The 22,897-nt window shown below is 54.2% G+C and carries 24 protein-coding genes and 3 tRNA genes; 14 read left to right on the top strand and 13 right to left on the bottom strand.

The window, feature by feature from the left end:
* Positions 1-4: 4 nt before the first annotated feature.
* The 6 genes from opgB to GRPL_RS24185 form a co-directional block, all read right to left on the bottom strand.
* Positions 5-2,296: a phosphatidylglycerol--membrane-oligosaccharide glycerophosphotransferase gene (opgB, locus tag GRPL_RS24160; protein WP_032698210.1), complete on the bottom strand. Its 2,292-nt coding sequence runs from the start codon at positions 2,294-2,296 to the stop codon at positions 5-7.
* A 256-nt stretch (positions 2,297-2,552) separates the two neighbouring features.
* Positions 2,553-3,047: a YjjA family protein gene (locus tag GRPL_RS24165; RefSeq protein ID WP_032689595.1), complete on the bottom strand. Its 495-nt coding sequence runs from the start codon at positions 3,045-3,047 to the stop codon at positions 2,553-2,555.
* 65 nt (positions 3,048-3,112) lie between these two features.
* Positions 3,113-3,850, bottom strand: a complete 738-nt coding sequence (gene dnaC / locus GRPL_RS24170) for a replicative helicase loader DnaC (protein WP_015585195.1) — start codon at positions 3,848-3,850, stop codon at positions 3,113-3,115.
* Between the two features lie 2 nt (positions 3,851-3,852).
* A complete protein-coding gene (gene dnaT, locus GRPL_RS24175; protein WP_032697935.1) occupies positions 3,853-4,392 on the bottom strand; it encodes a primosomal protein DnaT in 540 nt (179 codons plus the stop codon).
* A 201-nt stretch (positions 4,393-4,593) separates the two neighbouring features.
* Entirely contained in the window at positions 4,594-5,067 is a 474-nt protein-coding gene (locus GRPL_RS24180) for a threonine/serine exporter (RefSeq protein WP_032689593.1), read from the bottom strand.
* A complete protein-coding gene (locus tag GRPL_RS24185; RefSeq protein WP_032689592.1) occupies positions 5,058-5,834 on the bottom strand; it encodes a threonine/serine exporter family protein in 777 nt (258 codons plus the stop codon). Before GRPL_RS24185 ends, GRPL_RS24180 begins: the two co-directional genes overlap by 10 nt.
* A 286-nt stretch (positions 5,835-6,120) precedes the next feature.
* Here GRPL_RS24185 and pobA point away from each other — a divergent pair, with 286 nt between their 5' ends.
* The 4 genes from pobA to bglJ all read left to right on the top strand — a co-directional run bounded on the left by pobA (position 6,121) and on the right by bglJ (position 9,837).
* The gene (pobA, locus tag GRPL_RS24190) at positions 6,121-7,305 is read left to right on the top strand and encodes a 4-hydroxybenzoate 3-monooxygenase (RefSeq protein WP_032689591.1); all 1,185 of its coding nucleotides are present in this window, start codon (positions 6,121-6,123) and stop codon (positions 7,303-7,305) included.
* 22 nt (positions 7,306-7,327) lie between these two features.
* Positions 7,328-8,197 (top strand): helix-turn-helix domain-containing protein, encoded by an 870-nt coding sequence (locus tag GRPL_RS24195; RefSeq protein WP_032689590.1) that lies wholly within the window; start codon positions 7,328-7,330, stop codon positions 8,195-8,197.
* A 261-nt stretch (positions 8,198-8,458) separates the two neighbouring features.
* Positions 8,459-9,211, top strand: a complete 753-nt coding sequence (locus GRPL_RS24200; protein WP_032698209.1) for a helix-turn-helix domain-containing protein — start codon at positions 8,459-8,461, stop codon at positions 9,209-9,211.
* Complete coding sequence (gene bglJ / locus GRPL_RS24205; RefSeq protein ID WP_032698208.1) at positions 9,160-9,837, top strand: DNA-binding transcriptional activator BglJ; 678 nt, start codon at positions 9,160-9,162, stop codon at positions 9,835-9,837. The genes GRPL_RS24200 and bglJ overlap by 52 nt, the downstream gene beginning before the upstream one ends.
* Positions 9,838-9,853: 16 nt before the next feature.
* Here the strand turns inward: bglJ and GRPL_RS24210 are convergent, their stop codons facing one another.
* Positions 9,854-10,312 carry a YbaK/EbsC family protein gene (locus GRPL_RS24210; RefSeq protein ID WP_032689587.1) on the bottom strand — a complete coding sequence of 153 codons (459 nt, stop codon included), beginning with the start codon at positions 10,310-10,312 and terminating at the stop codon, positions 9,854-9,856.
* 339 nt (positions 10,313-10,651) lie between these two features.
* On the opposite strand from GRPL_RS24210, the gene GRPL_RS24215 reads away from it, so the two are divergent.
* The gene (locus GRPL_RS24215) at positions 10,652-11,995 is read left to right on the top strand and encodes a PTS sugar transporter subunit IIC (RefSeq protein WP_032689586.1); all 1,344 of its coding nucleotides are present in this window, start codon (positions 10,652-10,654) and stop codon (positions 11,993-11,995) included.
* A 43-nt stretch (positions 11,996-12,038) separates the two neighbouring features.
* On the opposite strand, the gene fhuF is transcribed toward GRPL_RS24215, so the two are convergent.
* Both fhuF and GRPL_RS24225 read right to left on the bottom strand, forming a co-directional pair.
* Positions 12,039-12,833, bottom strand: a complete 795-nt coding sequence (gene fhuF, locus GRPL_RS24220; RefSeq protein ID WP_032698207.1) for a siderophore-iron reductase FhuF — start codon at positions 12,831-12,833, stop codon at positions 12,039-12,041.
* 117 nt (positions 12,834-12,950) lie between these two features.
* Positions 12,951-13,997, bottom strand: coding sequence for a GGDEF domain-containing protein (locus GRPL_RS24225; protein WP_032689584.1), 1,047 nt, complete (start codon positions 13,995-13,997; stop codon positions 12,951-12,953).
* A gap of 263 nt (positions 13,998-14,260) precedes the next feature.
* Between GRPL_RS24225 and GRPL_RS24230 the strand changes: the two genes are divergently transcribed.
* Positions 14,261-14,500: a DUF1435 domain-containing protein gene (locus tag GRPL_RS24230; protein ID WP_032689583.1), complete on the top strand. Its 240-nt coding sequence runs from the start codon at positions 14,261-14,263 to the stop codon at positions 14,498-14,500.
* A 21-nt stretch (positions 14,501-14,521) separates the two neighbouring features.
* On the opposite strand, the gene GRPL_RS24235 is transcribed toward GRPL_RS24230, so the two are convergent.
* The 4 genes from GRPL_RS24235 to rsmC all read right to left on the bottom strand — a co-directional run bounded on the left by GRPL_RS24235 (position 14,522) and on the right by rsmC (position 16,039).
* A tRNA-Leu gene (locus tag GRPL_RS24235) sits at positions 14,522-14,608 on the bottom strand.
* Between the two features lie 31 nt (positions 14,609-14,639).
* Positions 14,640-14,726, bottom strand: a tRNA-Leu gene (locus GRPL_RS24240).
* Between the two features lie 28 nt (positions 14,727-14,754).
* Positions 14,755-14,841, bottom strand: a tRNA-Leu gene (locus tag GRPL_RS24245).
* A 169-nt stretch (positions 14,842-15,010) separates the two neighbouring features.
* Complete coding sequence (rsmC, locus tag GRPL_RS24250) at positions 15,011-16,039, bottom strand: 16S rRNA (guanine(1207)-N(2))-methyltransferase RsmC (RefSeq protein WP_032697940.1); 1,029 nt, start codon at positions 16,037-16,039, stop codon at positions 15,011-15,013.
* A gap of 205 nt (positions 16,040-16,244) precedes the next feature.
* Between rsmC and GRPL_RS24255 the strand changes: the two genes are divergently transcribed.
* The 8 genes from GRPL_RS24255 to GRPL_RS24285 all read left to right on the top strand — a co-directional run bounded on the left by GRPL_RS24255 (position 16,245) and on the right by GRPL_RS24285 (position 22,878).
* Positions 16,245-16,658: a DNA polymerase III subunit psi gene (locus GRPL_RS24255; RefSeq protein ID WP_032698206.1), complete on the top strand. Its 414-nt coding sequence runs from the start codon at positions 16,245-16,247 to the stop codon at positions 16,656-16,658.
* Positions 16,627-17,073: a ribosomal protein S18-alanine N-acetyltransferase gene (gene rimI / locus GRPL_RS24260; RefSeq protein ID WP_032689581.1), complete on the top strand. Its 447-nt coding sequence runs from the start codon at positions 16,627-16,629 to the stop codon at positions 17,071-17,073. The genes GRPL_RS24255 and rimI overlap by 32 nt, the downstream gene beginning before the upstream one ends.
* A 101-nt stretch (positions 17,074-17,174) precedes the next feature.
* Positions 17,175-17,852 carry a pyrimidine 5'-nucleotidase gene (gene yjjG, locus GRPL_RS24265; RefSeq protein WP_032698205.1) on the top strand — a complete coding sequence of 226 codons (678 nt, stop codon included), beginning with the start codon at positions 17,175-17,177 and terminating at the stop codon, positions 17,850-17,852.
* A gap of 91 nt (positions 17,853-17,943) precedes the next feature.
* Entirely contained in the window at positions 17,944-19,533 is a 1,590-nt protein-coding gene (prfC, locus tag GRPL_RS24270) for a peptide chain release factor 3 (protein ID WP_004857644.1), read from the top strand.
* A 217-nt stretch (positions 19,534-19,750) separates the two neighbouring features.
* Positions 19,751-20,362, top strand: a complete 612-nt coding sequence (gene osmY / locus GRPL_RS24275) for a molecular chaperone OsmY (RefSeq protein ID WP_032689579.1) — start codon at positions 19,751-19,753, stop codon at positions 20,360-20,362.
* A 254-nt stretch (positions 20,363-20,616) separates the two neighbouring features.
* Entirely contained in the window at positions 20,617-20,778 is a 162-nt protein-coding gene (locus GRPL_RS26390; RefSeq protein ID WP_004857650.1) for a DUF1328 domain-containing protein, read from the top strand.
* 250 nt (positions 20,779-21,028) lie between these two features.
* Positions 21,029-22,102, top strand: a complete 1,074-nt coding sequence (locus tag GRPL_RS24280) for a patatin-like phospholipase family protein (protein WP_032689578.1) — start codon at positions 21,029-21,031, stop codon at positions 22,100-22,102.
* Entirely contained in the window at positions 22,099-22,878 is a 780-nt protein-coding gene (locus tag GRPL_RS24285) for a TatD family hydrolase (RefSeq protein WP_032698204.1), read from the top strand. The genes GRPL_RS24280 and GRPL_RS24285 overlap by 4 nt, the downstream gene beginning before the upstream one ends.
* The last annotated feature ends 19 nt before the right edge of the window (positions 22,879-22,897 follow it).

The raw sequence follows: 22,897 nt of genomic DNA, 5'->3' as shown, positions 1-22,897 counted from the left end.
AGAGTTAACCGTCGCTTTTTACCACTTTAAGATCCACCATGCCGATTCCCAGCTGACGCGGCGCGTGGCCAAGGATATTCCCTTCGTTGGTGGACTGCGGATCCGGCGGGACGATAATCAACGTATCGCTGCGCGACGGGTTGTCGAAATGTAGCGTGGTGGTGGAGACCTCGTTGGCCAGGGTGAGGATCTGTTCGCTGTTGCCCACGCGGACCGGGATCGGTTTATTGGCGTTCGGCCCGTAGGCTTTGGCGGTAATCACCAGATCGAATTTTTCCGGTAGCGGTTCTTTATATTCAATCTTCACTTCGCTGCCGAGCTGGGCGTTGGACCAGCGGCCCCACGATTCCGGGCGGGAAATTCCGCTGAACTGCCTGACCTCTTCCGGCGCGCCGGCAACGTTAAAGACAAAGCTGTCGGCTTTGTAACGAATATCGTTATCGACGATCTTCAGGGTATCGACGTTGCCTTTGTAGCGCTCCATATCGATAACGGTATCTTTAAACGCCGTTTTTCCCTGCCACCGGGGCTTATCAACATGCTGCACCTTCTGTTCGCCGCCGAGCTGGCCCTGGGAAACGCACCAGTCGGTGGAGAGTGCCAGTTCAGAGGACCACAGCTGGCCCATTTTGTAGCAGCGATCGATCCACACGAAGTTATCCCGTGGGGCAAAATCGGCCAGCTGGAAGCGCAGCGGGGCGGAATATTCGCTCTCCGGCAGCGGCTCAACGCGTTTATCGGATACCCGCAGCAGCAGGGGGAGGCGGAAATGGCTGCCGGAGAATGAGACGGTGTTCTTTTGGCTGTCGATGGTGAAGTCTTTCATCTCTTTCGGGAAGTTCCACAGGCGGATGATATCCGGTTTCCATGCCAGCACTTTCTCTTTCATATTCATGAAAATACCGGACAGCGATTGCCCGGACAGGCTGCTGCGGCCCAGACCGATAAAGTTATCGCCGCCAAGGATGTCCAGCACCGTGGCGCCGTTGTCCATGGTATTGCGCTTCACGGCCAGCGTCTCCTGCTGCGGCTGGTCGCCGCGCAGAACAAAGAACAGGTTGCTGCGATCCTGTTTGTTGAGATAGTCCCAGGCGGTGTTTTTCATCGCCAGATGATCGGAAGAGACCACGATGACCGTATTTTTGAAATACGGGGAGGCTTTGATTTTCTCAATCAACGCCGCGATATGCTCCTGACTACAGGTGACCGCGCTAAAGGAGAGGTTCTTTTTCCCGCCGATATCATAGCTTTTACGCTGGCAGGTGCGGGAGATAAAGCCGTCCGGATGGTGGGTGTCGACCGTCAGCGCAAAGAGCGAGAAGCGTTTACCGGATTGAGAAAGCTCTTCGAATTTTTTCCAGGTTTCATCCAGAACGGTGTCATCATAGAAGCCCCAGTCATTGCGGTAAGCGGGGTCGGCAACCGTGCTTTTCAGCTCTTCAGCGCCGTACAGGTAGTCAAAACCGTGGGATTTCAGGAACACATCTTTGCCGGCGAAACGCAGGTTGGCGCCCTGCACGAAATAGTTTTCATAGCCGGAGTTTTTCAGAATGTCGCCGAGGCAGATATTCTGCGGGAAGAAGCTGGAGACCGAGGCGGAGGCGTTGCCTTCAAACGGCGCAAACAGCGGAATGCCGCACTGGGAAGCCACCATGCCGGCGATGGTGTAATCGGTACCCGGAAGCTGGGTGGTGTTGCTGAAATCGAGTCCTTCGTTTTTTAGTTTGCCGAGTTCGGGCGTCAGGTCGGGAAAGGCGTCGTTATCAAAATAGGTGCGTTCGAGGCTTTCCCCGTAGATATACACCAGGTTCAGCTTCGGGTTCGGAATGCTCTTCGCCGGCTCTTTGTAATAGGCGATAAAATCGGGATCGCCGTCGCGGGACTGCGATTTGACCAGTTCGCTGATTTGACGAAACGCCGGGCTGGCATCCACGGAGGCCAGCGCCAGCACCAGCGCCAGCAGGCTGTAGCCAAAGTGATGAGGATGATGGCGGCGACGGCGCAACACCCATCCCAGCGCGCTGAATACGGTCACCAGCGCCGCCACCAGCCCGACGCCGGGAAGAATATATTTACTGACGCCGGCCCCGGTCAGGCTGTTGGTCAACGTATAGAGGACCGCGTCGTTAATACCGTCCCCGGTGAAGTAGTCGCTGGCATAGAGGGTAATATTAAGAACCACAAACAGCCCCAGCACCGTTAACGTGGCGGCAAACCACCAGGTGTTACGACCGGCTTTTAAGGCATAAATCACCACCGAGGTGAGGAACAAGGCGATGGATAACAACTCTGACACAATTCATCCTCATTAGCGCCAGTTGACCGCTGGCAGGATAGACTATTTTCCACGCTACACTGTAATTGCAGTGCCATATGGCTGCAATTGTAGAGTCATGAAACTGTGCAGTAGTTCAGAATTGGTTTAGAAATGGTCATTTTTGATCGGGGTCACATCCCTCAACCACGGGATTGTGTGCTGAAGAATGACGAAAATCATGGCTGCGGCCGCGTTAACAGCGCTAAGGCATTAAACGCGGCGTCAGTGAAAAAAATCAGGATAGGAAGTTAACGCCCTGTTTTAAGACCAGATCGCAGGCTTTGGTTTTTACTTTCTCCGCCAGCGGGCTGCTGCCGAGCGTGTTGAGGTTCAGCTGCTGACCGCTATTATTGCTCAGAAGCCCCTGCAACCCTTCCAGATAGCTGGTGTCCTCTTTCTGTTTTTCCGGCGTGCTGAGGCCGAGTTTATCCAGAACCTGATTTTTGACGTTTTCCGTGTTGGTGACCGAGGCCAGTTTTTGTTTGGCACAGTAGGACATAATCCCGGCGGCATTGTTCATGCTGCTGGCGGTCAGGGACTGATTGCCGCCGTTCAGCAGGCTGGTCAGCGAGGACATCGACAGGGCGCCGCTTTCCTGAGAGCCGCTCTGGCTGCTAAGCTGGCTGGCGGCGCTGGAGAGGGAGTCCTGCCAGGAAGCCGCGTGGGCGCCGGCGGTAAAAAATACGCCGGCAATCAAGGTCGTGCGGAATAAGAGTTTTGCAGATTTCATCAGTGTACTCATCATGGTTACTTAAGCATTTCTGCAGTATAACCCCGGCAGGGTTCGGAAATATCTCAATACTCTTTGCCGGTGACCCGATGACGATAGCTGTCCCAGTTGAAGATGACCCACAGGCTGTTGCCAAGACGCATACGATCCATGACGCGCTCGCCGAGCAGCTTGTTCATCTCGTCCATATTGCTGTTGGTCAGCATCCCGGTCGGGCGCTTTGAGGAGGATCGGCGATCGACGATCTGATTGATGATCACTTTTTCGTAGCGCGACTCCGTCTGCATCCCGATCTCATCGATCACCAGCAGATCGACCTTGCTCAGATCGTTAAGGAGCTGTTCTTCGCTGGTTTCCCGATTGCCAAACGTCTCTTTCATCGCCGACATAATATCAGCGACGGTGATGATCAATACCGATTTCCCGCGTAGCAGCAACTCGTTGCAAATGGCGGCAGCCAGATGGTTTTTGCCGGTGCCGGGTTTGCCGGAAAAGATGAAACTGGCGATGTTGCCATCAAACTCTTCAACGTACTGGCGTGCCCTGGACAGCGCGTTCATCTGGCCTTCGCACTCGACCCGGTAGTTTTCAAACGAACAGTTCTGGTGCAGCGGACGGATGCCGGAGCGGTTAAACGTCCGCTGCATTTTCATGGCGCGGTTTTCGCGCTCCAGCGCTTCAGAACGCAGTTTGCCCTGCTCTTTTTGCCAGGCCAGCAGCTCTTCGCCGGTTTTAAACGCCGGTTCGACATGGGCTGGCATCATTTTTTGCAGACGCTTCATCAGGTCGCCAACGTTTTTCATGCTCATCCTCTGAAACCTCGTGGAATATGGCTATCCGGTTCGCTGACCGTATTCACATCGCGCCGCGGCTGGCCGCCGTTGCTGGCCCGGCCGATCTGTACGCTGCGCGCCAGCTTTTGCTGCCATTGCACATGATGAAAGACTTTGCCTTCCGCCTGCCAGTAGGCGACAAACGCCGCCAGCTCTTCCGGCGTCACCGGTTGGCTGAGGGCGATGCCCCAGAGCGCGGCCATGCGCTGGAAATCCGCGTCCGGCTGCCAGTCGGCATACATGGCGAATTTCCCCACGGGGATAGCGGTTGGCGCTGCGCTGGGTTCGTCGAAAAACTGCGTATCGAGCGCAACATCGCTGCCGGGGCGAGCCAGTTTTGCTTCCAGTTCCAACAGTTGCGCCAGGCGTTCCGGCGTGAGCGCGTAAAACGCTGGGGCATTGTTGGCAAAAACGGCAACCGCGCCGCTGGCCGATTTTGCGAGAACGGCCGCGTGGTCCTGAATAAAATCATCCAGGCCGCTAAAATCGGTGGTTAATATTCGCGAAGACATAACACTATCTCAATTCTGAACAACAATAGAGAGGGGTCATCGCCCCCGGATACCTGTCGTCTTTCAGGCGCTTTATTGCTGACTACGGGCGTTAATCCGACCCGCTGGCTTCAGGCAGCGTATCGGGATCGCCTCTGCTGTCGCAGTAAAGCAAACTGAAATCCATTGGCTATAGTAGCACAGCGTCGGGCCAAATCCCTGCTATACCCGTGGGCGCTTACGGTACAGCCAGAGACCCGGAATGGAAAGACCGATAGAGAGGGCGCCAACGATGGAGGAGGCCTTGAGGAAATTACTCAGCAGCATGATCATCATCTCTTCCGAGTAGCCAAAATGGCTGATTTTCACCGCCGAGATCATTGCCGTATAGGCGGAAATTCCGGGGAACATCGGGATCACGGCCGCGACGGTGAAAATTTTGGGATGCGCCAGGTACCAGCGGGACCATTGAATGCCGATGCTGCCAACCAGCAGAGCGGCGAGGAACGTTGCCCACTCAATATTGAACCCTGCGGTCATCATCACCATGCGCGAACCGTGGCCGATTGCTCCCAGCAGCGCACACCAGCGCAGCGCGCGCTGCGGTACGTTAAACACCATAGCAAACCCGGCGGCCGGAATGGCCGACAGCGCCATATCCTGAAGCAGCGTGAACAGATACGAAATTATGCCCATCCGCGTAGCCCCCACATGGTCATTGCCATCACCACGCCAATACAGGTGGCCAGCGTCAGCAGGCTGGCCAGCGCCCAGCGCGCCAGGCCGGTATTGATATGCCCTTTAAACATATCCGCAACGGCGTTAATCAGAGGGAAGCCGGGCACCAGCAGCAGCACGCTGGCGGCCATCGCCACCGTTGACGTGTTGGTAAAGGCGGGAAGGCGCAGCATCAACCCGGAGATGGTGGTGGCGACAAAGGCGGTGATACAGAAGTTTATCTGCGGATGCATCGAGCGATGGGTCAGGAGCTGGCGAATATACATGGCGATAGTGCTGGCGCAGAAGGTGACCAGCGCACCGTCCCAGCCGCCGTTGTTGAGCTTGCAGAAACAGGCGCAGGAGAGTCCCACCATCAGAACCACCAGCCAGCGCGGATAGCGCAGCGGCTTAATCTGCGTAAAGCGCTTCTCCACATCTTTATAATCCAGCAGCTTATGCTCGGCCATAATCACAATATGCTGCACTTCCGTCACTACGTGCATATTGATGCCGCGATCGACGTTTTTACGCGTAGAGGTCAGGCACTCGCCGTCTTTAATCGTCGTGAGCACAATTGCATTCGAGGAGATGGCGCTTTCAACGCTGTCCATACCGAGCGCCCGCCCCAGACGAGTCGAGAGCTCCTCAACCAGCGCGCTCTCTGCGCCATGCTGTAACAAGAAAAGTCCACACTGAATACATAGTCGCGTAATTGTGCGCTGAACTGCCCGATCTGCTTGCATAAGTACCCGCTGTCCGTCACATCCGATGCCGTCATGTCTGTTGATACTTTAACCTGAACTCGCGCTTTCTCTGAGGGGGAGCGGATCAAACAATGTGCAAAAAGTCTCCGCAGGCGGCCGAAATAGAATTTGAACTCCGCCACACTTCTTTAAAACTGTTGAAAAGTGCATTTTTTGCACGGATTTTTGCCTTCTTTTTCTCGCCCGGGTTATCAAAAATGCAGGAGGGAACTTTTATTAAACAAAAAACAAACAAATAATTAACCGCTGAGAGTGAGACAATCCTATGAAAACACAGGTCGCGATTATCGGGGCTGGCCCCTCCGGGCTGCTACTGGGGCAACTGTTGCATCGTGCCGGGATCGAAACCGTTATTCTCGAGCGGCAAACGCCGGACTATGTGCTGGGGCGTATTCGGGCGGGGATTCTGGAAAGCGGCACCGTCGGTCTACTGCGAGAGGCCGGAGTATCGCAGCGCATGGATGCAGAGGGGCTGGTGCATCATGGGGTTGAGTTTTTATTTGAGGGGCAGCGGGTACCGGTTGCGCTGACGGAGCTGACCGGTGGAAAAAGCGTGATGGTATACGGTCAGACCGAAGTGACCCGGGATTTAATGGCGGCTCGGGCTGACTGCGGCGCACCGATTATTTATGGCGTCAGCGAGGTGATGATTCAGGATGCGAAGAGCGATCGGCCGTCAGTCTCCTTCGTCAGCGGCGGGGAAATCTGCCGCCTGGAGTGTGATTTTATCGCCGGTTGCGATGGTTTTCACGGTGTCTCGCGACAAAGCATCCCGCGTGAGATTCTTAAAGAGTATGAAAGCGTCTGGCCGTTTGGCTGGCTGGGTCTGTTATCAGACACGCCGCCGGTTAACCCGGAGCTGATTTATGCTCACCATGAACGGGGATTTGTTTTATGTAGTCAGCGCTCACTAACAAGAAGCCGCTACTATTTGCAGGTGCCGCTGAGCGACAAGGTTGACGCATGGTCGGATCAACGTTTCTGGGACGAGCTGAAGCGCCGCCTGCCGGATGAGCTGTCTGGCAAGTTAGTGACTGGTCACTCACTTGAGAAAAGTATTGCGCCGCTGCGCAGCTACGTGGTGGAGCCGATGCAGTACGGGCGGCTGTTCCTGGTGGGCGATGCGGCGCATATCGTGCCGCCGACCGGAGCAAAAGGGCTGAATCTGGCCGCTTCCGATGTGAACTATTTGTGGCGCATTCTGCGGGAGTATTATCACCGCGGCCGCACCGATCTGCTGGCGAGCTATTCTCGTTTTGCTCTTGATCGGGTGTGGAAAGGGGAGCGGTTCAGCTGGTTCATGACTCGCCTGCTGCATGATTTTCCGCAGCAAAGCGAGTTCGATAAAAAAATGCAGGCGGCAGACCGTCGCTATTACCTCGGATCGCGCGCCGGGTTGACCACCATAGCAGAAAATTATGTGGGCTTGCCCATGGAGCGAGTGGCGTAGGGAATCAACAGCTGGAGTTGTCATGCAGGACACCAATACCGTTCCCGTTTTTAAATTGTATGGCGAAGAGCGCGACTGGCCTACGCCCGATCTCCTGCACTGCGAGTCGATTGTGCAGCGCAGCAGCCTGTATGAGTGGCATATCCGCATGCATCAGCATGCGGAGATGGTGCAGCTGCTCTATTTACATAAAGGCAGGGCGGAGATCGAAATTGAAGGGACAACTACCGTGATGACCGAATCCTGTATTCAGGTGGTACCGGCGTTGTGCATTCATGGGTTTCGTTTTTCACCCGGCACTCAGGGTTATGTTCTGTCGCTGGCGCTGCCGCTGCTCAGCCATTTTGAACGCCAGTTTGGCCGTCAGCTTGATGTTCTCGCTCAGCCGCAGTGCGTGCCCGTAAAGCACTCCCGCGGGCATATCCGCGCGCTGTTTACAGCACTACGGGAAGAGTATTGCGAAGAGCTGGATGCCCGGGAAATGATGCTGCACTCGCTCTTAGGCGCGCTGCTGGTTTGGCTGAACCGGCAGTGCCTCCCGACGTCGGTCGCCGAAGGGAAAGCGGAACGAAAGCGCAGCGTCATGCGTCATTTCTCCCGCCTTATTGAAAGCCATTACCGGGAACATCTGCCGCTGGCAGAATATGCCCGCCAGGTTGGGCTGTCGGCGACGCACCTCAATTATTTGTGCCGTGAATTTCATGGCTGCAGTGCTCTGGGTGTTTTGCACCAAAGACTGATGCTGGAGGCGCGGCGTAATTTGCAATATACCACGATGACTGTGACTCAACTTTCTGATTACTTAGGGTTTTCAGATGCAACTTATTTTTCCCGTTTTTTTCGTCGCTATAGCGGCGTGTCGCCAAAAACATTCAGGAATGAAATTAAATAAACTCTGATGTGATAGGTTTGCGTAATTCTTTCTAAAGTCTGCTTTCATTTTTTCTAATTTATTGTTGCTCTTTATGTATGCTAATGTCGTTTATTGCGAAGGCCAGCAATGCAATTCCCCACTCTAACATTTGGTACAGAGCGTAGGGCCGAAACGTTCGCCAGGGGTGACACAGATTCACCTGGCAAAATAATATTATGGTTGCCAGGGGGCCATCTGTTTTATGCCAGACGTGAATCTTCTACAGAAAACGGAGGATTTATGTTACCAGGACATGATCAGTACGGCATCATCATCAGCAAACTTCCGGTTATGCAGTCCGGTTTAAAAACAATCACCAGTGAATGTCTCCCCGACTATATATTCAGCCGCTGCCGTTCGCCGGAGGAACTCACGCTAACCGAACTGGGTCGAACCCGGCTGGTCATTGTCGACCTGTCCGGCGTTCTCAGCCAGCCTCAGGAAGTTTGTGAATATTATTGTTTTTTAATGACTCAGTATAAAGATATTCATTGGGTTTATATTATCGGACGCGCCAGCGATCGCGAGGCTCAGATATTTTTAGCTCGCGATAACAGTACATTAGTTTCCGACACGGCGCCGGTGGCACGTTTAGGTGCCGCGATATGCACGGGAGGAGCGAGGCGCCCGGAGGAGTCGTCTGCCTCCAGTGCTAAAGCGACTTTTCTCAATACGCAAACCGATACGGTGTCGATGAGCCCGGAGATGGTAAGCACTTTGACTTTATCCGAGCGCAAGGTTTTACGGCTGCTGGCAAAGGGTTGGGAAATTAATCAAATAGCCTTCTTATTGAAAAAAAGTAATAAAACGATTAGCGCGCAAAAGAATAGCGCCATGCGCCGTTTATCCTTGAATGGCAATGCGCAGATGTATGCCTGGATTAATAGCGAACAAGGGATGAAAGAGTTAAATATATCCTCAGAATATGGAGAGTCGCAGGAATGGAGAAGCGTAACGAAGCGCAACGCATTGCTGTCATCGAACAGTGCGTGATGACCGAGACGGCGCTTCGTTTTATCTTAAACGATCGTTATAACGAAAATAGTGGCGTTCATTTTTTCAAAGATGTTCAGTCATTGACGCAAATGATGAATATCAGGCATGTCACTGCGATTATTTTTTCACTTTCCGGTCATCGTCAGCTGCGACTGGATAGTTTACTTTTTTTTCAGGAGGCTGCTTATACCCATCCGAATATTCTGCGAATTATTCTGGCGAATAGCGGAGAAGAGCGTGACTTAATTACTCAACTGGTGCCATTTCACCTGCACGGCGTGTTAAATAAATCCTGCGGTCGTGAAACGTTGCAGGAGCAGCTATTTCAGCTACTTGAGCAGCAACTCGCCCCTCTTAACGAACCAGCCAGCCGCAAGGCGCTATACGGTCATCGCCTCAGTTCAATCGAGCAAACAATCCTTCGCTATATCGCCTGCGGCCATTCATTGTCAGAGATAGCGGTTCAGATGGACCGGAATATCAAAACCATTCATGCCCACAAATACAATGCGATGGCCAGGCTGGGCATCAGCTCAGCTCTCGGTCTGCTGAGCGCAGCCGATATTCTGATCCATCTCCCGCCGCCGTGCGGCGGAGATGCTGCGGAGGCAGGGATAGCGTAGCTGTGCTTCAGGGATTCTACTGGCAAACATCAATCCAGGTGGCTTCGGTCAACTGCGCCATTCTGTCCGGTGAAATGCGTACTGCGCTATGGATAGCGCCTGCGGCCGGTAAGACTTCCGGGTACTGTTTTAGCGAAATATCGCAGTAGATCGCCAGCGGATTTTCCAGCCCGAAAGGGCACACGCCGCCCACCGGATGCCCGGTCAATATCACCACCTCGTCACTGCTGAGCATGCGCGCTTTCGCGCCAAATGCGTCCTTCAGTTTTTTATTATCCAGCCGGGCGTTGCCGCTGGCGACGACAAGGATGACCTGTTCTTTCACTTTTAATGAAAGGGTCTTGGCGATTTGCCCAGGTTCGACATGATGCGCGGCGGCTGCCTGGGCAACGGTGGCCGTACTTTGATTCAGTTCGATGATGTCGATATCGGGGGCATGTTCGGCAAAAAACTGCCGCACGGACTGCAGGCTCATTGGGATCTCCTGATTAATGACCGATTTAATCTGTCACAAGCCCGGGGGAGTGTAAATATTGTTGATTGAGAATCAGGAATTATTCCAATTTCTGGATCTTCTTCACAATCACCGTAACCGGTTACTGTAACCGGTTGCTGTTCTGCTCGCTCAGATGAATACTGGATGGGTAACTTCCCTGTATCACATATAACAAAGAGCCGTGTATGAATCGTGCTGACTTGAACAGTATAGAGAATGGAATGGCCGGCGTGGTTGTCCGTTCACAGAACAACTTTCATCACAACGGCAGAATAATCGTTGTTGGGCCAGTATCTAAAGCCTGTCAGGAGGGCTGCTATGTCTGCTAACCATGCTGCGTTTAATCTGATATTTCGCTTTGTAGAAAATTATATAAGCCCTGTCGCCGGGCGAATCTCGTCGCAGCGCCACGTGATGGCTATCCGTGACGGTTTTATCTCGGCGATGCCGTTTATGATTGTCGGGTCATTCCTGCTGGTCTTTGCCTACCCGCCGTTTTCGCCAGATACGACCTGGGGGTTTGCGCGCGCCTGGCTGGATTTGGCGAAAGAGTTTGAAGGGCGGATTCTGACGCCGTTCGATATGACGATGGGCATTATGTCTATCTACATTTGTGCCGCGATCTCTTATAACCTCGGCAAGCACTATGAGAAGACCAATCAGCTCGATCCCTTTATGTGCAGCATGTTGTCCATTATGGCTTTTCTGCTGGTGGCAGCGCCAAAAACGAACGGCACCCTGCCGGTCGACAGCCTCGGCGGCACGGGGATTTTTACGGCGATTCTGGTGGCCGTGTACTGCGTTGAAATGATGCGTTTCCTGAAGGCGCACAATATAGGTATTCGCCTGCCGGATCAGGTGCCGCCGATGATCAAAAACTCCTTTGATCTGCTCATTCCGGTACTGGTGGTGGTGCTGACGCTCTATCCGCTCAGCCTGTTTATTCAGCACCATTTTGACATGCTTATTCCGCAGGCCATCATGGCCATCTTTAAACCCCTGGTATCCGCAGCGGACTCGCTGCCGGCGATTTTACTGGCGGTGCTGATCGGCCATTTGCTGTGGTTCGCCGGGATCCACGGCGCGGCGATTGTCTCTGGCATGCTGCAAATGTTCTGGCTGACTAACCTCGGGATGAACCAGCAGGCGCTGGCTCAGGGCGCGCCGCTGCCGCATATCTTTATGGAGGCGTTCTGGACCTTCTTTATTGTTATCGGGGGGTCTGGCGCCACAATGGGGCTGGTCTTCTGCTACCTGCGCAGCCGGTCGGCGCATTTGCGTTCAATCGGTCGACTGAGCGTCGTGCCAAGCCTGTTTAATATTAACGAGCCGGTTATTTTCGGCACCCCTATCGTCATGAACCCGGTCTTCTTTATTCCGTTCCTGCTGGCGCCGATGGTTAACGCCATATTGGCCTGGGCGGCGATGAAGCTGGATCTGATTGGGCGAGTGATTTCAGTTGTACCGTGGACGGCTCCGGCGCCAATTGGCGGCGCGTGGGCATTGGGCTGGGATTTCCGGGCGGCAATACTGGTGGTTATTCTGGCCTGCGTCTCGGCGATTATCTACTTCCCGTTCTTTAAGGTGTATGAGAAACAGCTGTTGGCGCAGGAGGCTGAAGAAGCTCAGCGCATGGAAGAAGAGAGCCAGCAGACAGCATAAGATAACCGGCGGGCGGTCCGCATGCCGCCCGCCGTGAATGGCATTATTTCAGCGTGCAGTCCCCGCACTGATGAACGTCTGGCAGACGATTACGTTGACAGCAGGTGCGGCGCACCAGCAATCCTTCGCGTAAAATCACCGTTCGCCACAGCGGATTGTCCTGGCCATCGGCAAACTGCTTTTCAAAGAAGCAGTGTTGACGCAGGGCTGTAACCTGCTCGTCACCCAGCAGCGCTTTCATTTCCCCCAGATACCAGTTGATCAGATAGCCGGTATTGCTCCAGATAAGCTTGCCATTGATATCTCCGGTTGCTTCCAGCGCCTGTACCACCGGCAGCAGGGCGTTGGTCACCAGCGTTTCCATACGCGTTTGCGGCGAATGGCTTCTGGCGGAGGAGTCTGCCTTGACATCGATCCAGAAGCAGGCCGCGCGGCCCGTTTCGTGAAATTCAACGCGAAAACGCTCCGGCGCGACGCTGATAGCGGTCTCTTCACTGAGCAGCGCCAGCATCAGCGGCGGCACCAGCAGGCCGATGTACCATTGCGCCCAAAGTGAGAGCAGCGGCTTTTGTTCACGCGGCATCGTCGGCTGGTTGCGATAGATATGATCGGACCAGGTGGCCAGCAGGGAGCTGAGTACCGTGGGCGCAGACCATTCAGCGAGCGTCAATGCGCATGGCGGGGCCTCTTCATCCAGGCGAAGAAAATCCAGCAGATGAGGACGAAGGGTGGTGATTTTTTCCCGAATTGCATTCGCCAACGCATCTTTGGCCGGCAGCAACGGAGCCTGCCAGATGATGTCGATGTCATTGCGGAATGAAGCAGAACGGTAAACCATCAAATCGCCAGATATGAATCTAAATGAGAATGATTAGTGATACTAGTTAGTTGTCCGGACGATGGCAAGATATTTGTCTGCGCCGCGTGCGCTGTACCACGCGGCGGCGGGGCGGGATCAGCTGGCGAGAATAATGTTGCGGCCCTGGCCTTTGGCTTCGTAGAGCGCCGTATCGGCTCTTTTCAGGGCGCCATCGATATCGGAATCCATGAGAGGCGTCATGCCAATACTGATGGTGACATTGGTGGCGACGCTTTCATTAAACATATGAGGAATTTTCAAATCGTAGACCTGCTGGCGGATACGCTCTGCGGCCAGAGAAGCCGCTTCCGTGGTGCTGTTTGTTAACAGCACCATAAACTCTTCACCACCAAAGCGCGCGACAATATCACGCGATCGTACGGCATTGCGAATCGCGGCGGAGACCTGAATCAATGCCTGATCGCCCATCATATGGCCATAGTGGTCGTTGTAGGCTTTAAAGTGGTCAATATCCAGCAGCAGCACATGATGGTCACTGTCACTCACCGCCAGAAGGGTATCCAGGCGGTTCTGCAGGCCGCGCCGGTTATATAAGCCGGTGAGAGGGTCCAGCATACTCAGATCGTTCAGGGTGTTGCGTTCCTGCAGTAATTTATCCATCAGCCCCTGGGTAAAGGCATCGCTGCGTTTTTGAATGATGTTTTGCAACGTAATGCCGGCAATGGGGAGCGTGAGACAATACAACATACGTAACCACTGTTCACCTTCGGCAAGGAACAGACAGGCGATAAATGTGGGTAAAGAGTGCAGGGTAAAGGCAGTGATATTATTGGGGAATGCAATAGCGCCAATAAACAATATGCTTAATAACGCAATGACCAGAAAGTTAAAATGAGGCGCTGGCAGTAACAATGCTTTTTCCGTTATATGCGAGGCCCACAGCACACCAAATATCAGAGAAATAAAAGGAATATTTATTTTGCGCTGTGAAAACTTCCAGTGCCATAGCGCCAGGGCGGCGCTGAGAATAACGATCAGGACGCAGGGAAGGGTAAAGCTGACAGGGGTATACAGCGGACTGACTAGCGAGAAAACCGCAGAAATAAAAGTCAGCAGCAAAAAGAGCCGTAAGGAATATTGATATTTTTTGTCATAATGTTTTTGCCAGGATTGTGCAGTCATATTGGGCGTGTCGTTATTAGTCATTAAATTTCAAAATGATGGCTGCCAAAAATGAACGATAAAAAGCACTGCACACAGTGCGGTTTTTGCGAAATAATCAAATATTTTAATACATTAGTACGGCGCGTTTAATTTATCACCTTCACCGATCTATGTCATCAGGCCGAACGTAAAGAACGAAATATCCTGACAGGCAAAACATGACAAATGATAAAGGCTATCATATGATATTGGTTATCATTATCGATTGGAAAGGTGAGAACATGTTGCAGCGAGCTTTGGGCAGTGGATGGGCAGTGCTGTTGCCTGGGATACTGGTTGCTGCACTGGGAGGGGCTGGTCTGTCGGTAGATGCCTGGCGTGGGCTGGTTACGGTCGGGCTATTGATGACGGCATTGATGATCTGGCACCGGCGCTTACGGCATTTCGTACTGTTACCGTCATGCGTGGCGTTAATCAGTGGAATCATGCTGATGGCGTTGAATTTGAAACTGATGGGGTAATACAGAGAAGGGTAAGAATATTGGTGCGAGGGGGGGGACTTGAACCCCCACGTCCGTAAGGACACTAACACCTGAAGCTAGCGCGTCTACCAATTCCGCCACCTTCGCACAGTATTCTTAATTTTTGATATCGCCTCGTTGGTGCGAGGGGGGGGACTTGAACCCCCACGTCCGTAAGAACACTAACACCTGAAGCTAGCGCGTCTACCAATTCCGCCACCTTCGCACAGTGCGAGCGATATCTGCGTGGTTTATGGTGCGAGGGGGGGGACTTGAACCCCCACGTCCGTAAGGACACTAACACCTGAAGCTAGCGCGTCTACCAATTCCGCCACCTTCGCATACCATCGACACTATGAAAGTATCGTTACCACGGAGGCGCATTCTAGTGGTTTTCAGCTATTCGTCAATAGTTAATTGTGTGGCCTGGATTGATTGTTGCAAAAATGGTCGAATTTGCGGAGGGAGAACCGGCGGCGGGGTTGCCCTGCCGCCGGAGAAGACAAAAAATTATTTTTTCGCCTGACGGGTCATGACGGTACGGTAAACCTTAAAGCGACCGGTTTGAGCAATCACTTCATGGAAGCCGAAGACTTCATCCAGCACATCCGGATACGGCAGGAAGGCGTTGGCGACAATACGCAGCTCCCCGCCGCTGTTCAGATGACGGACCGCGCCGCGAATCAGCGTTTGCGCAGCTTCCTGGCTGGTCTGCAGGCCATCATGGAACGGTGGGTTGGAGATAATCATGTCGAAGCGACCGTTCACTTCGGAGAACACATTGCTGGCGAACACGTCACCTTCAATGCCGTTGGCGGCGAGCGTTGCGCGGCTCGCTTCGACCGCTGGCGCGCTGACGTCGCAGAGCGTCAGTCGGACCTTCGGCGAGTGGCTGGCCAGTACGGTCGCCAGCACGCCTGCGCCGCAGCCAACATCGAGCACTTTACCTTTGGTGTGCGGCGTCAGCGTTGAGAGCAGCAGCTGGCTGCCAATGTCCAGTCCGTCACGGCTGAATACGCCTGGCAGCGTTTTAATGGTCAGATTTTCCAGCGCGTATTCGCCCCAGTACTGCTGCGGATCGAACGTCGGCTGTTTTTCCAGACGCCCGTGATACAGCCCGCAGCGACGTGCGCTGTCCACTTTCGTCAGGGGGACATATTCGGCCAGCATCTGTTCGGCGCTGCGAACGCCGCTGCGGTTTTCACCGACGACGAAAACGTCAATCCCGACCGGCAGCAGCGACAGCAGGTTCATCAATTGAAACTGCGCTTCCGGTTTGTTCTTTGGCCAGTAGTAAATCAGCGTATCGCAATCGGCAACGTCGCTGGCTTCGGCTACCAGACTAAAACGTACGTTTTCGCCCATCTGGCCGTTCAGGGCTTGCCAGTGGTGAAACTGTTGGGTGTGGGCGCGGCTGGCCGCGGTGTCCAGACGTGCGGGCAGGTCATCCTGCAGGTCACCGGCAAACAGAACGCGTGCGGGTTCGAAATCATCACTGTGGCGCAGCAAGACTTCACTTGCCGGGGTAAAAGCAGACATGAAACACTCCTTCATTAAGACTGGCGCCGATTATACACGTTATCCAGAATGCTGCCTCTTTGTTGGCGCTGCTGGGGCCGCCTGCGCGCGGATAACGCTATACACCTCATCTCTGACCGAGCGACAGGCACGTCGTACGTAGTTTGTTGGCGCAGATAAGCGGGATTTGCTATATTGCGCGCTTAATTAACAGGAGTGTTTCGCTATGACTTCCCGACGAGAGTGGCAATTACAGCAGCTGGGTATCACCCGGTGGTCGCTGCGTCGCCCCGGGGTGTTACAGGGTGAAATCGCTATCTCGCTTCCTGGGCATATTCGTTTGGTGATGGTGGCGGAAAACCCGCCGTCGCTGACTGAACCGCTCGCCAGAGATATTCTGCGTGCTCTGGCGCTGTCGCCGGATCAGGTACTGCAGCTCACGCCGGATCGCGTGGCTATGTTGCCGCAGGATAGCCGCTGCAACAGCTGGCGGCTGGGTACTGACGCACCGTTACCGTTGGCGGGCGCGCAGCTTTCGACGCCCGCTTTTGATGAACTCCAGACCAGCGCGCCTGCCCGTATGGCACTCTGGCAACAAATCTGCGCTCATGAACACGATTTCTACCCTCAACACGGCTGATTTGCCCCGTGCATGGCAAATAGAACAACGCGCCCACGCTTTTCCGTGGAGCGAACAAACCTTTGCCAGTAATCAGGGCGAGCGTTATCTGAACCTTCAACTGACGGTTGATGGCGAGATGGCGGCCTTTGCGATTACGCAAATTATCCTCGATGAAGCGACGCTGTTTAACATCGCCGTCGACCCGGCTTTTCAGCGGCGCGGCCTTGGGCGAGCGCTGCTGGAGCAGGTGATTGATGAGGTTGAGAAACGCGGGGTCGTGACGCTGTGGCTGGAAGTGCGTGCGTCGAACGTAGCCGCTCTCGCACTGTACGAGAGCTTAGGTTTTAACGAGGCAACCATTCGTCGTGACTATTATCCCACGGCCGACGGGCGTGAGGATGCGATCATAATGGCGTTGCCAGTCAGTATGTAACAGCCTGTTCGCCAGGCTTTTTTAAGGGTAGGTCTGACGCTGCGATGCTCAGATCTGCTGTAACAAGACGCCTGTAGGGCGGGCAATGACAGGGTGATACGATGAAGTGGGACTGGATTTTCTTTGATGCCGACGAAACGCTGTTTACGTTTGATTCTTTTACCGGTCTGCAGCGAATGTTTCTCGACTATAGCGTGACCTTTAGCGCTGAAGATTTTCAGGACTATCAGGCCGTGAATAAACCACTGTGGGTGGATTATCAAAACGGTACGATCACTTCGCTGCAGCTGCAACATCAGCGTTTTAATAGCTGGTCGGAGCGCCTCAGGGTGCCGCCGGGCGAACTCAACGACGCCTTTATGAATGCGATGGCCGAGATCTGCTCTCCGCTGCCGGGGGCGATATCGCTGCTGAATGCCCTGCAGGGGAAGGTAAAAATGGGGATCATCACCAACGGGTTTACCTCGCTGCAGCAGATCCGTCTGGAACGCACCGGCTTACGCGATCACTTTGATTTATTGATTATTTCTGAAGAGGTCGGCGTGGCGAAGCCGGACGCGCGCATTTTCGAATACGCGCTGGCGCAGGCGGGTCATCCCGATCGTTCCCGCGTACTGATGGTCGGCGATACGGCAGAGTCCGACATCCGCGGCGGGGTGAATGCCGGCCTTGCCACCTGCTGGCTGAACGCTCATCAGCGTGAACTGCCTGCCGATCTTCACCCCGACTGGACGGTGACCTCTTTAAGCGACCTGGAGCAGCTCCTGTGTAAACACTGATTGCCTCCCCCCCATTGATGGGTAAAATAGCCGCAATTTTTCGTATTCCACATGCGTGGCCGGTTGCCGCGTTTACAAAGAAGAATCAATTATGACGTTGTCTCCTTATCTGCAAGAGGTGGCTAAACGCCGCACTTTTGCCATTATCTCTCACCCGGATGCCGGTAAAACGACCATCACCGAGAAGGTATTACTGTTCGGACAGGCGATTCAAACCGCCGGTACCGTGAAAGGCCGTGGTTCGAGCCAGCATGCAAAATCAGACTGGATGGAGATGGAAAAGCAGCGTGGTATCTCCATTACCACGTCAGTGATGCAGTTCCCGTATCACAACAGCCTGGTTAACCTGCTGGATACCCCGGGCCACGAAGACTTCTCCGAAGATACCTACCGTACCCTGACGGCGGTGGACTGCTGTCTGATGGTCATCGATGCGGCAAAAGGCGTTGAAGATCGTACTCGTAAGCTGATGGAAGTGACCCGGCTGCGCGATACGCCGATCCTGACGTTCATGAACAAACTCGACCGTGATATCCGCGATCCGATGGAGCTGCTGGATGAAGTGGAGAACGAGCTGCGTATTGCCTGCGCGCCGATCACCTGGCCGATTGGCTGCGGTAAGCTGTTTAAGGGCGTGTACCATCTCTACAAAGATGAGACCTATCTCTATCAGACCGGTAAGGGCCACACGATTCAGGAAGTGCGGATCGTAAAAGGGTTGAATAACCCGGATCTCGATCTGGCCGTCGGCGAAGATCTGGCGCAGCAGCTGCGTGATGAGCTGGAGCTGGTACAGGGCGCTTCAAACGAGTTTGATAAAGATCTGTTCCTCGCCGGTGAAATCACCCCGGTCTTCTTTGGTACGGCCTTAGGTAACTTCGGCGTGGATCATATGCTGGATGGCCTGGTTGAGTGGGCGCCGGCGCCGATGCCGCGCAAAACCGATACCCGTGAAGTGACGGCGGAAGAAGAGAAATTTACCGGTTTCGTCTTTAAAATTCAGGCCAACATGGATCCGAAACACCGTGACCGCGTGGCCTTTATGCGCGTGGTGTCCGGTAAGTATGAGAAGGGCATGAAGCTGCGTCAGGTCCGTACGGGCAAAGACGTGGTGATTTCCGATGCGCTGACCTTTATGGCCGGCGACCGTTCTCATGTGGAAGAGGCGTGGCCGGGCGATATTATCGGTCTGCACAACCACGGCACGATTCAGATCGGTGATACCTTCACCCAGGGCGAGATGATGAAGTTCACCGGTATCCCGAACTTCGCACCGGAGCTGTTCCGTCGCATTCGCCTGAAGGATCCGCTGAAGCAGAAGCAGCTGCTCAAAGGGCTGGTACAGCTTTCTGAAGAGGGCGCGGTACAGGTCTTCCGTCCGATCGCCAATAACGATCTTATTGTCGGCGCGGTCGGGGTGCTGCAGTTTGATGTGGTCGTGGCTCGTCTGAAGAGTGAATACAACGTGGAAGCGATCTACGAATCGGTGAACGTGGCGACCGCACGTTGGGTGGAATCCACCGACGTGAAAAAATTTGAGGAATTTAAGCGTAAAAACGAAATTCAGCTGGCCCTCGATGGCGGTGATAATCTGACATATATCGCGCCAACGATGGTTAACCTGAACCTGACGCAGGAACGCTATCCTGACGTTCTGTTCCGTAAAACTCGCGAGCACTAATCCCTTCCGGAGCGCGGCTCTCACCGCGCTCCACGCTATTTTGTTGTTGTTTCCTGCGTTATAGAAAGTTCTTAAAGATCCCGTCAGCGTGACTTTTTGTGCATATTTTCCGTCTCTTTCATGACCTTCTACTATATTTAATAAGTAATTTTTAAGATTCTGGCTTAATAAGCTACTTATTTTGCTTTAGCGATATAGAAATAACGAGGACAGAGAGATGACAAGACTAAAGGATGCCGGGACGTTGCTGGCTCTCTTCTTAGGCTCAGCCATGATAAGCGCCTCGGCATATGCAGAAAATCCGCCGGCGAACAGCGCACAATCGGTTGCCTCCAGCGCCGGGCAGGCCGTCGACAGCTCGCTGAACAAAGTTGGCGATTTTATGGATGACAGCACTATCACCGCCAGGGTGAAAGCGGCGCTGATTGACGATAAAAATATTCGCAGCAGCGATATCTCTGTGAAAACCGAGAATAAAGTGGTGACGCTGAGCGGCTCGGTTGACAGTGCGGAGCAAAAAGATCTGGCGGTGAACGCCGCGAAAACGGTCAAAGGCGTGACCACCGTGCATGACCAGTTGAACGTGGTCGCAGAGAAGTCTGCTAGCCTGAAGGGGTACGCAGGCGATACGGCCATTACCAGTCAAGTCAAAGCCAAACTGTTGGCGGATGACATTGTACCGTCGCGAAAGGTCACGGTTGAAACCCGTGCCGGGACCGTACATTTATCCGGAACCGTTGATTCTCGTCAGCAGGCGGATCGCGCGGCAGACATTGCCAAAGCCGTTTCGGGTGTAAAAAACGTAGAAAATAATCTTAGCGTTAAATAAACCCATTCATTTAATAACGTTATTTCCCGTTAACTATTCAACTCTTTGAATTGCGCGTTGAATGACATGCGGGAGGTAAACAAATGAATCCTCTGGCGCTTATTCAGGTCATTTTATCGAGGAACACGGGCATCGCCCGAGCACCAGCAATTCGACGTATGACGAGTTAAGAAAAAGAGCATGACAGGGTTGATTTATGCGCGGCCTGAGCGCGCAGAAAAGCGACCGTTATCCACTATGGTAAGGAGCACATTATGTTTCGATGGGGCATTATTTTTCTGGTCATTGCACTGATTGCCGCCGCGTTAGGATTTGGTAGCCTGGCGGGTACGGCTGCCTGGGCTGCAAAAATCGTCTTTGTCGTCGGTATTATTCTGTTCCTGGTTAGCCTGTTTACCGGGCGCCGGCGCCCATAGAAAGCGGTCTTTCCCTGCCGCGCAGGACGCGAAAGGCGTTTTAATGACATAGCGTTTTACATAAAGCCAGTCCTCAGGACTGGCTTTCGTGGTTTCAGGGGGGTAATAATTGCAGGACGGCGCGGCGATGGACGCCAGGATTTCAGATCCCTTGTGGGCGGTGAACGTCGCCCGACGGGCCGGGAGCGCTGGGGGGAGACCCCGCCGGATTATTTTGGGCTGGTACAATAAAACATAACAGGAAAGCAGGGTGGGACATCGAATTCCCGTAACGCTTGGCAATATTGCGCCGCTGTCGGTCAAACCATTTCTTCCGGGCAAGCTTGGCCTGGTGTGCGAGGGTGGCGGTCAGCGAGGTATTTTTACCGCCGGAGTACTGGATGAGTTCATGCGCGCGGGATTCAACCCCTTTGACATTATGCTGGGGACATCCGCCGGGGCGCAGAACCTGTCGGCCTACATGTGCAACCAGCAGGGCTACGCCCGCAAGGTCATCACCCGTTACACCACGGCCCGGCAATTTTTCGATCCTATGCGTTTTGTCCGCGGCGGCAATCTTATCGACCTTGACTGGCTGGTGGAGACCACGGCGCAAAAAATGCCGCTGGCGATGAGCTATGCGGAAGAGCAGTTCGCTCTGGGGAAAGAGCTGTGGATGTGCGCCTGCCGGGGCGATGATTATACGCCAGACTATTTTGCCCCCACGCAGACCACGTGGCTCGATTTGATCCGCGCTTCCAGCGCGATCCCCGGCTTTTATCGCAGCGGCGTCATGCTGGATGGCATCAGCTATCTGGATGGCGGTGTCAGCGATGCGATTCCCGTACAGGAGGCGGCCCGACGCGGGGCGCAAACCATCGTGGTTATCCGTACGGTGCCTTCACAGATGTTCTATACCCCGCAGTGGTTTAAGCGAATGGAGCGTTGGCTGGGGGAAAGCAGCCTGCAGCCGTTTGTGAACCTGGTCCAGCATCACGAGGCCACCTATCGCACTACCCAACAGTTTATTGAGAAGCCGCCGGGTAAGCTGCGCATCCTGGAAATTTATCCGCAGAAACCGCTTAAAAGTATGGCGCTGGGAAGCCGTCTACCGGCGCTGCTGGAAGACTACAAGACCGGGCGGCAGTGCGGGCGTTATTTCCTGGCGACGGTCGGCAAACTGCTGGCAGACCGTCCACCGCTGGTGCGTCATTTGCCGCGAGTCACGCAGCCGGCCTCGGTTGTGGTGCCGGCGGCTTCCGTCGCCAACGATTCCCATCCGGCCACTTTCGTTACTGCCCCGCAGGCTAATGATGCCAGCTTTGATAACGAGGATCTGGCATGACGTGGACGTTTATCGATACGCATTGTCATTTTGATTTCCCGCCCTTCGCCGGCCATGCGGCCGAGAGTCTTGCCCGGGCGGCGCAAGCCGGGGTGACGCAGATAATTGTCCCGGCCATTGAAGCGGAAAATTTCCCCCGCGTATTAGCGCTGGCGGAGCAGCATGAAGCGATTTATGCCGCCGTAGGACTGCATCCCATTGCGATCGAACGGCATGATGAGCGCAGTCTTGAGCGGTTGGAAGAGTGCCTGCGCCAACGCCACCGAAAGGTGGTCGCCGTGGGGGAGACGGGGCTCGATCTGTATCGTGAAGATCCGCAGTTTGAGCGCCAGAAGAGCATGCTGGAAGCGCAGCTGCGGCTGGCGAAGCGGTACGATCTGCCGGTGATTCTCCACTCCCGCCGTACTCACGATACGCTGGCGATGCTGCTGAAAAAACATGCCTTGCCGAGAACCGGCGTGGTGCATGGTTTCGCGGGAAGCCTGCAGCAAGCGGAACGTTTTGTTCAGTCAGGTTATAAAATTGGCGTCGGCGGGACCATAACCTACCCACGTGCCAGTAAAACGCGTGATGTGATGGCGCGTCTGCCGCTATCGGCACTGCTGCTGGAGACGGATGCGCCGGATATGCCGCTCAATGGTTTTCAGGGGCAGCCAAATCGACCCGAGCAGGTGGCCCGCGTCTTTGCCTCGTTATGTGAACTGCGGCAGGAACCTGCGGATGTCATTGCGAATGCGTTGTTAGACAATACGAAAGCGTTGTTCTGTAACCTGTGACCTGTGACCTGTGACCTGT

The organism is Klebsiella planticola ATCC 33531 (assembly GCF_000735435.1).
In the GTDB taxonomy this organism is placed as follows: domain Bacteria; phylum Pseudomonadota; class Gammaproteobacteria; order Enterobacterales; family Enterobacteriaceae; genus Klebsiella; species Klebsiella planticola.
This window is presented reverse-complemented; position numbering and strand designations above follow the sequence as displayed.

What these genes read in the sequence shown, in the direction of transcription:
- GRPL_RS24165 (WP_032689595.1), bottom strand. Translation starts at nt 3,047, where the DNA reads ATGAAATCTGCAAAACTCTTATTCCGCACGACCTTGATTGCCGGCGTA.
- dnaC (WP_015585195.1), bottom strand. Translation starts at nt 3,850, where the DNA reads ATGAAAAACGTTGGCGACCTGATGAAGCGTCTGCAAAAAATGATGCCA.
- dnaT (WP_032697935.1), bottom strand. Translation starts at nt 4,392, where the DNA reads ATGTCTTCGCGAATATTAACCACCGATTTTAGCGGCCTGGATGATTTT.
- GRPL_RS24180 (WP_032689593.1), bottom strand. Translation starts at nt 5,067, where the DNA reads ATGGGCATAATTTCGTATCTGTTCACGCTGCTTCAGGATATGGCGCTG.
- GRPL_RS24185 (WP_032689592.1), bottom strand. Translation starts at nt 5,834, where the DNA reads ATGCAAGCAGATCGGGCAGTTCAGCGCACAATTACGCGACTATGTATT.
- pobA (WP_032689591.1), top strand. Translation starts at nt 6,121, where the DNA reads ATGAAAACACAGGTCGCGATTATCGGGGCTGGCCCCTCCGGGCTGCTA.
- GRPL_RS24195 (WP_032689590.1), top strand. Translation starts at nt 7,328, where the DNA reads ATGCAGGACACCAATACCGTTCCCGTTTTTAAATTGTATGGCGAAGAG.
- GRPL_RS24200 (WP_032698209.1), top strand. Translation starts at nt 8,459, where the DNA reads ATGTTACCAGGACATGATCAGTACGGCATCATCATCAGCAAACTTCCG.
- bglJ (WP_032698208.1), top strand. Translation starts at nt 9,160, where the DNA reads ATGGAGAAGCGTAACGAAGCGCAACGCATTGCTGTCATCGAACAGTGC.
- GRPL_RS24210 (WP_032689587.1), bottom strand. Translation starts at nt 10,312, where the DNA reads ATGAGCCTGCAGTCCGTGCGGCAGTTTTTTGCCGAACATGCCCCCGAT.
- GRPL_RS24215 (WP_032689586.1), top strand. Translation starts at nt 10,652, where the DNA reads ATGTCTGCTAACCATGCTGCGTTTAATCTGATATTTCGCTTTGTAGAA.
- fhuF (WP_032698207.1), bottom strand. Translation starts at nt 12,833, where the DNA reads ATGGTTTACCGTTCTGCTTCATTCCGCAATGACATCGACATCATCTGG.
- GRPL_RS24225 (WP_032689584.1), bottom strand. Translation starts at nt 13,997, where the DNA reads ATGACTGCACAATCCTGGCAAAAACATTATGACAAAAAATATCAATAT.
- GRPL_RS24230 (WP_032689583.1), top strand. Translation starts at nt 14,261, where the DNA reads ATGTTGCAGCGAGCTTTGGGCAGTGGATGGGCAGTGCTGTTGCCTGGG.
- rsmC (WP_032697940.1), bottom strand. Translation starts at nt 16,039, where the DNA reads ATGTCTGCTTTTACCCCGGCAAGTGAAGTCTTGCTGCGCCACAGTGAT.
- GRPL_RS24255 (WP_032698206.1), top strand. Translation starts at nt 16,245, where the DNA reads ATGACTTCCCGACGAGAGTGGCAATTACAGCAGCTGGGTATCACCCGG.
- rimI (WP_032689581.1), top strand. Translation starts at nt 16,627, where the DNA reads ATGAACACGATTTCTACCCTCAACACGGCTGATTTGCCCCGTGCATGG.
- yjjG (WP_032698205.1), top strand. Translation starts at nt 17,175, where the DNA reads ATGAAGTGGGACTGGATTTTCTTTGATGCCGACGAAACGCTGTTTACG.
- prfC (WP_004857644.1), top strand. Translation starts at nt 17,944, where the DNA reads ATGACGTTGTCTCCTTATCTGCAAGAGGTGGCTAAACGCCGCACTTTT.
- osmY (WP_032689579.1), top strand. Translation starts at nt 19,751, where the DNA reads ATGACAAGACTAAAGGATGCCGGGACGTTGCTGGCTCTCTTCTTAGGC.
- GRPL_RS26390 (WP_004857650.1), top strand. Translation starts at nt 20,617, where the DNA reads ATGTTTCGATGGGGCATTATTTTTCTGGTCATTGCACTGATTGCCGCC.
- GRPL_RS24285 (WP_032698204.1), top strand. Translation starts at nt 22,099, where the DNA reads ATGACGTGGACGTTTATCGATACGCATTGTCATTTTGATTTCCCGCCC.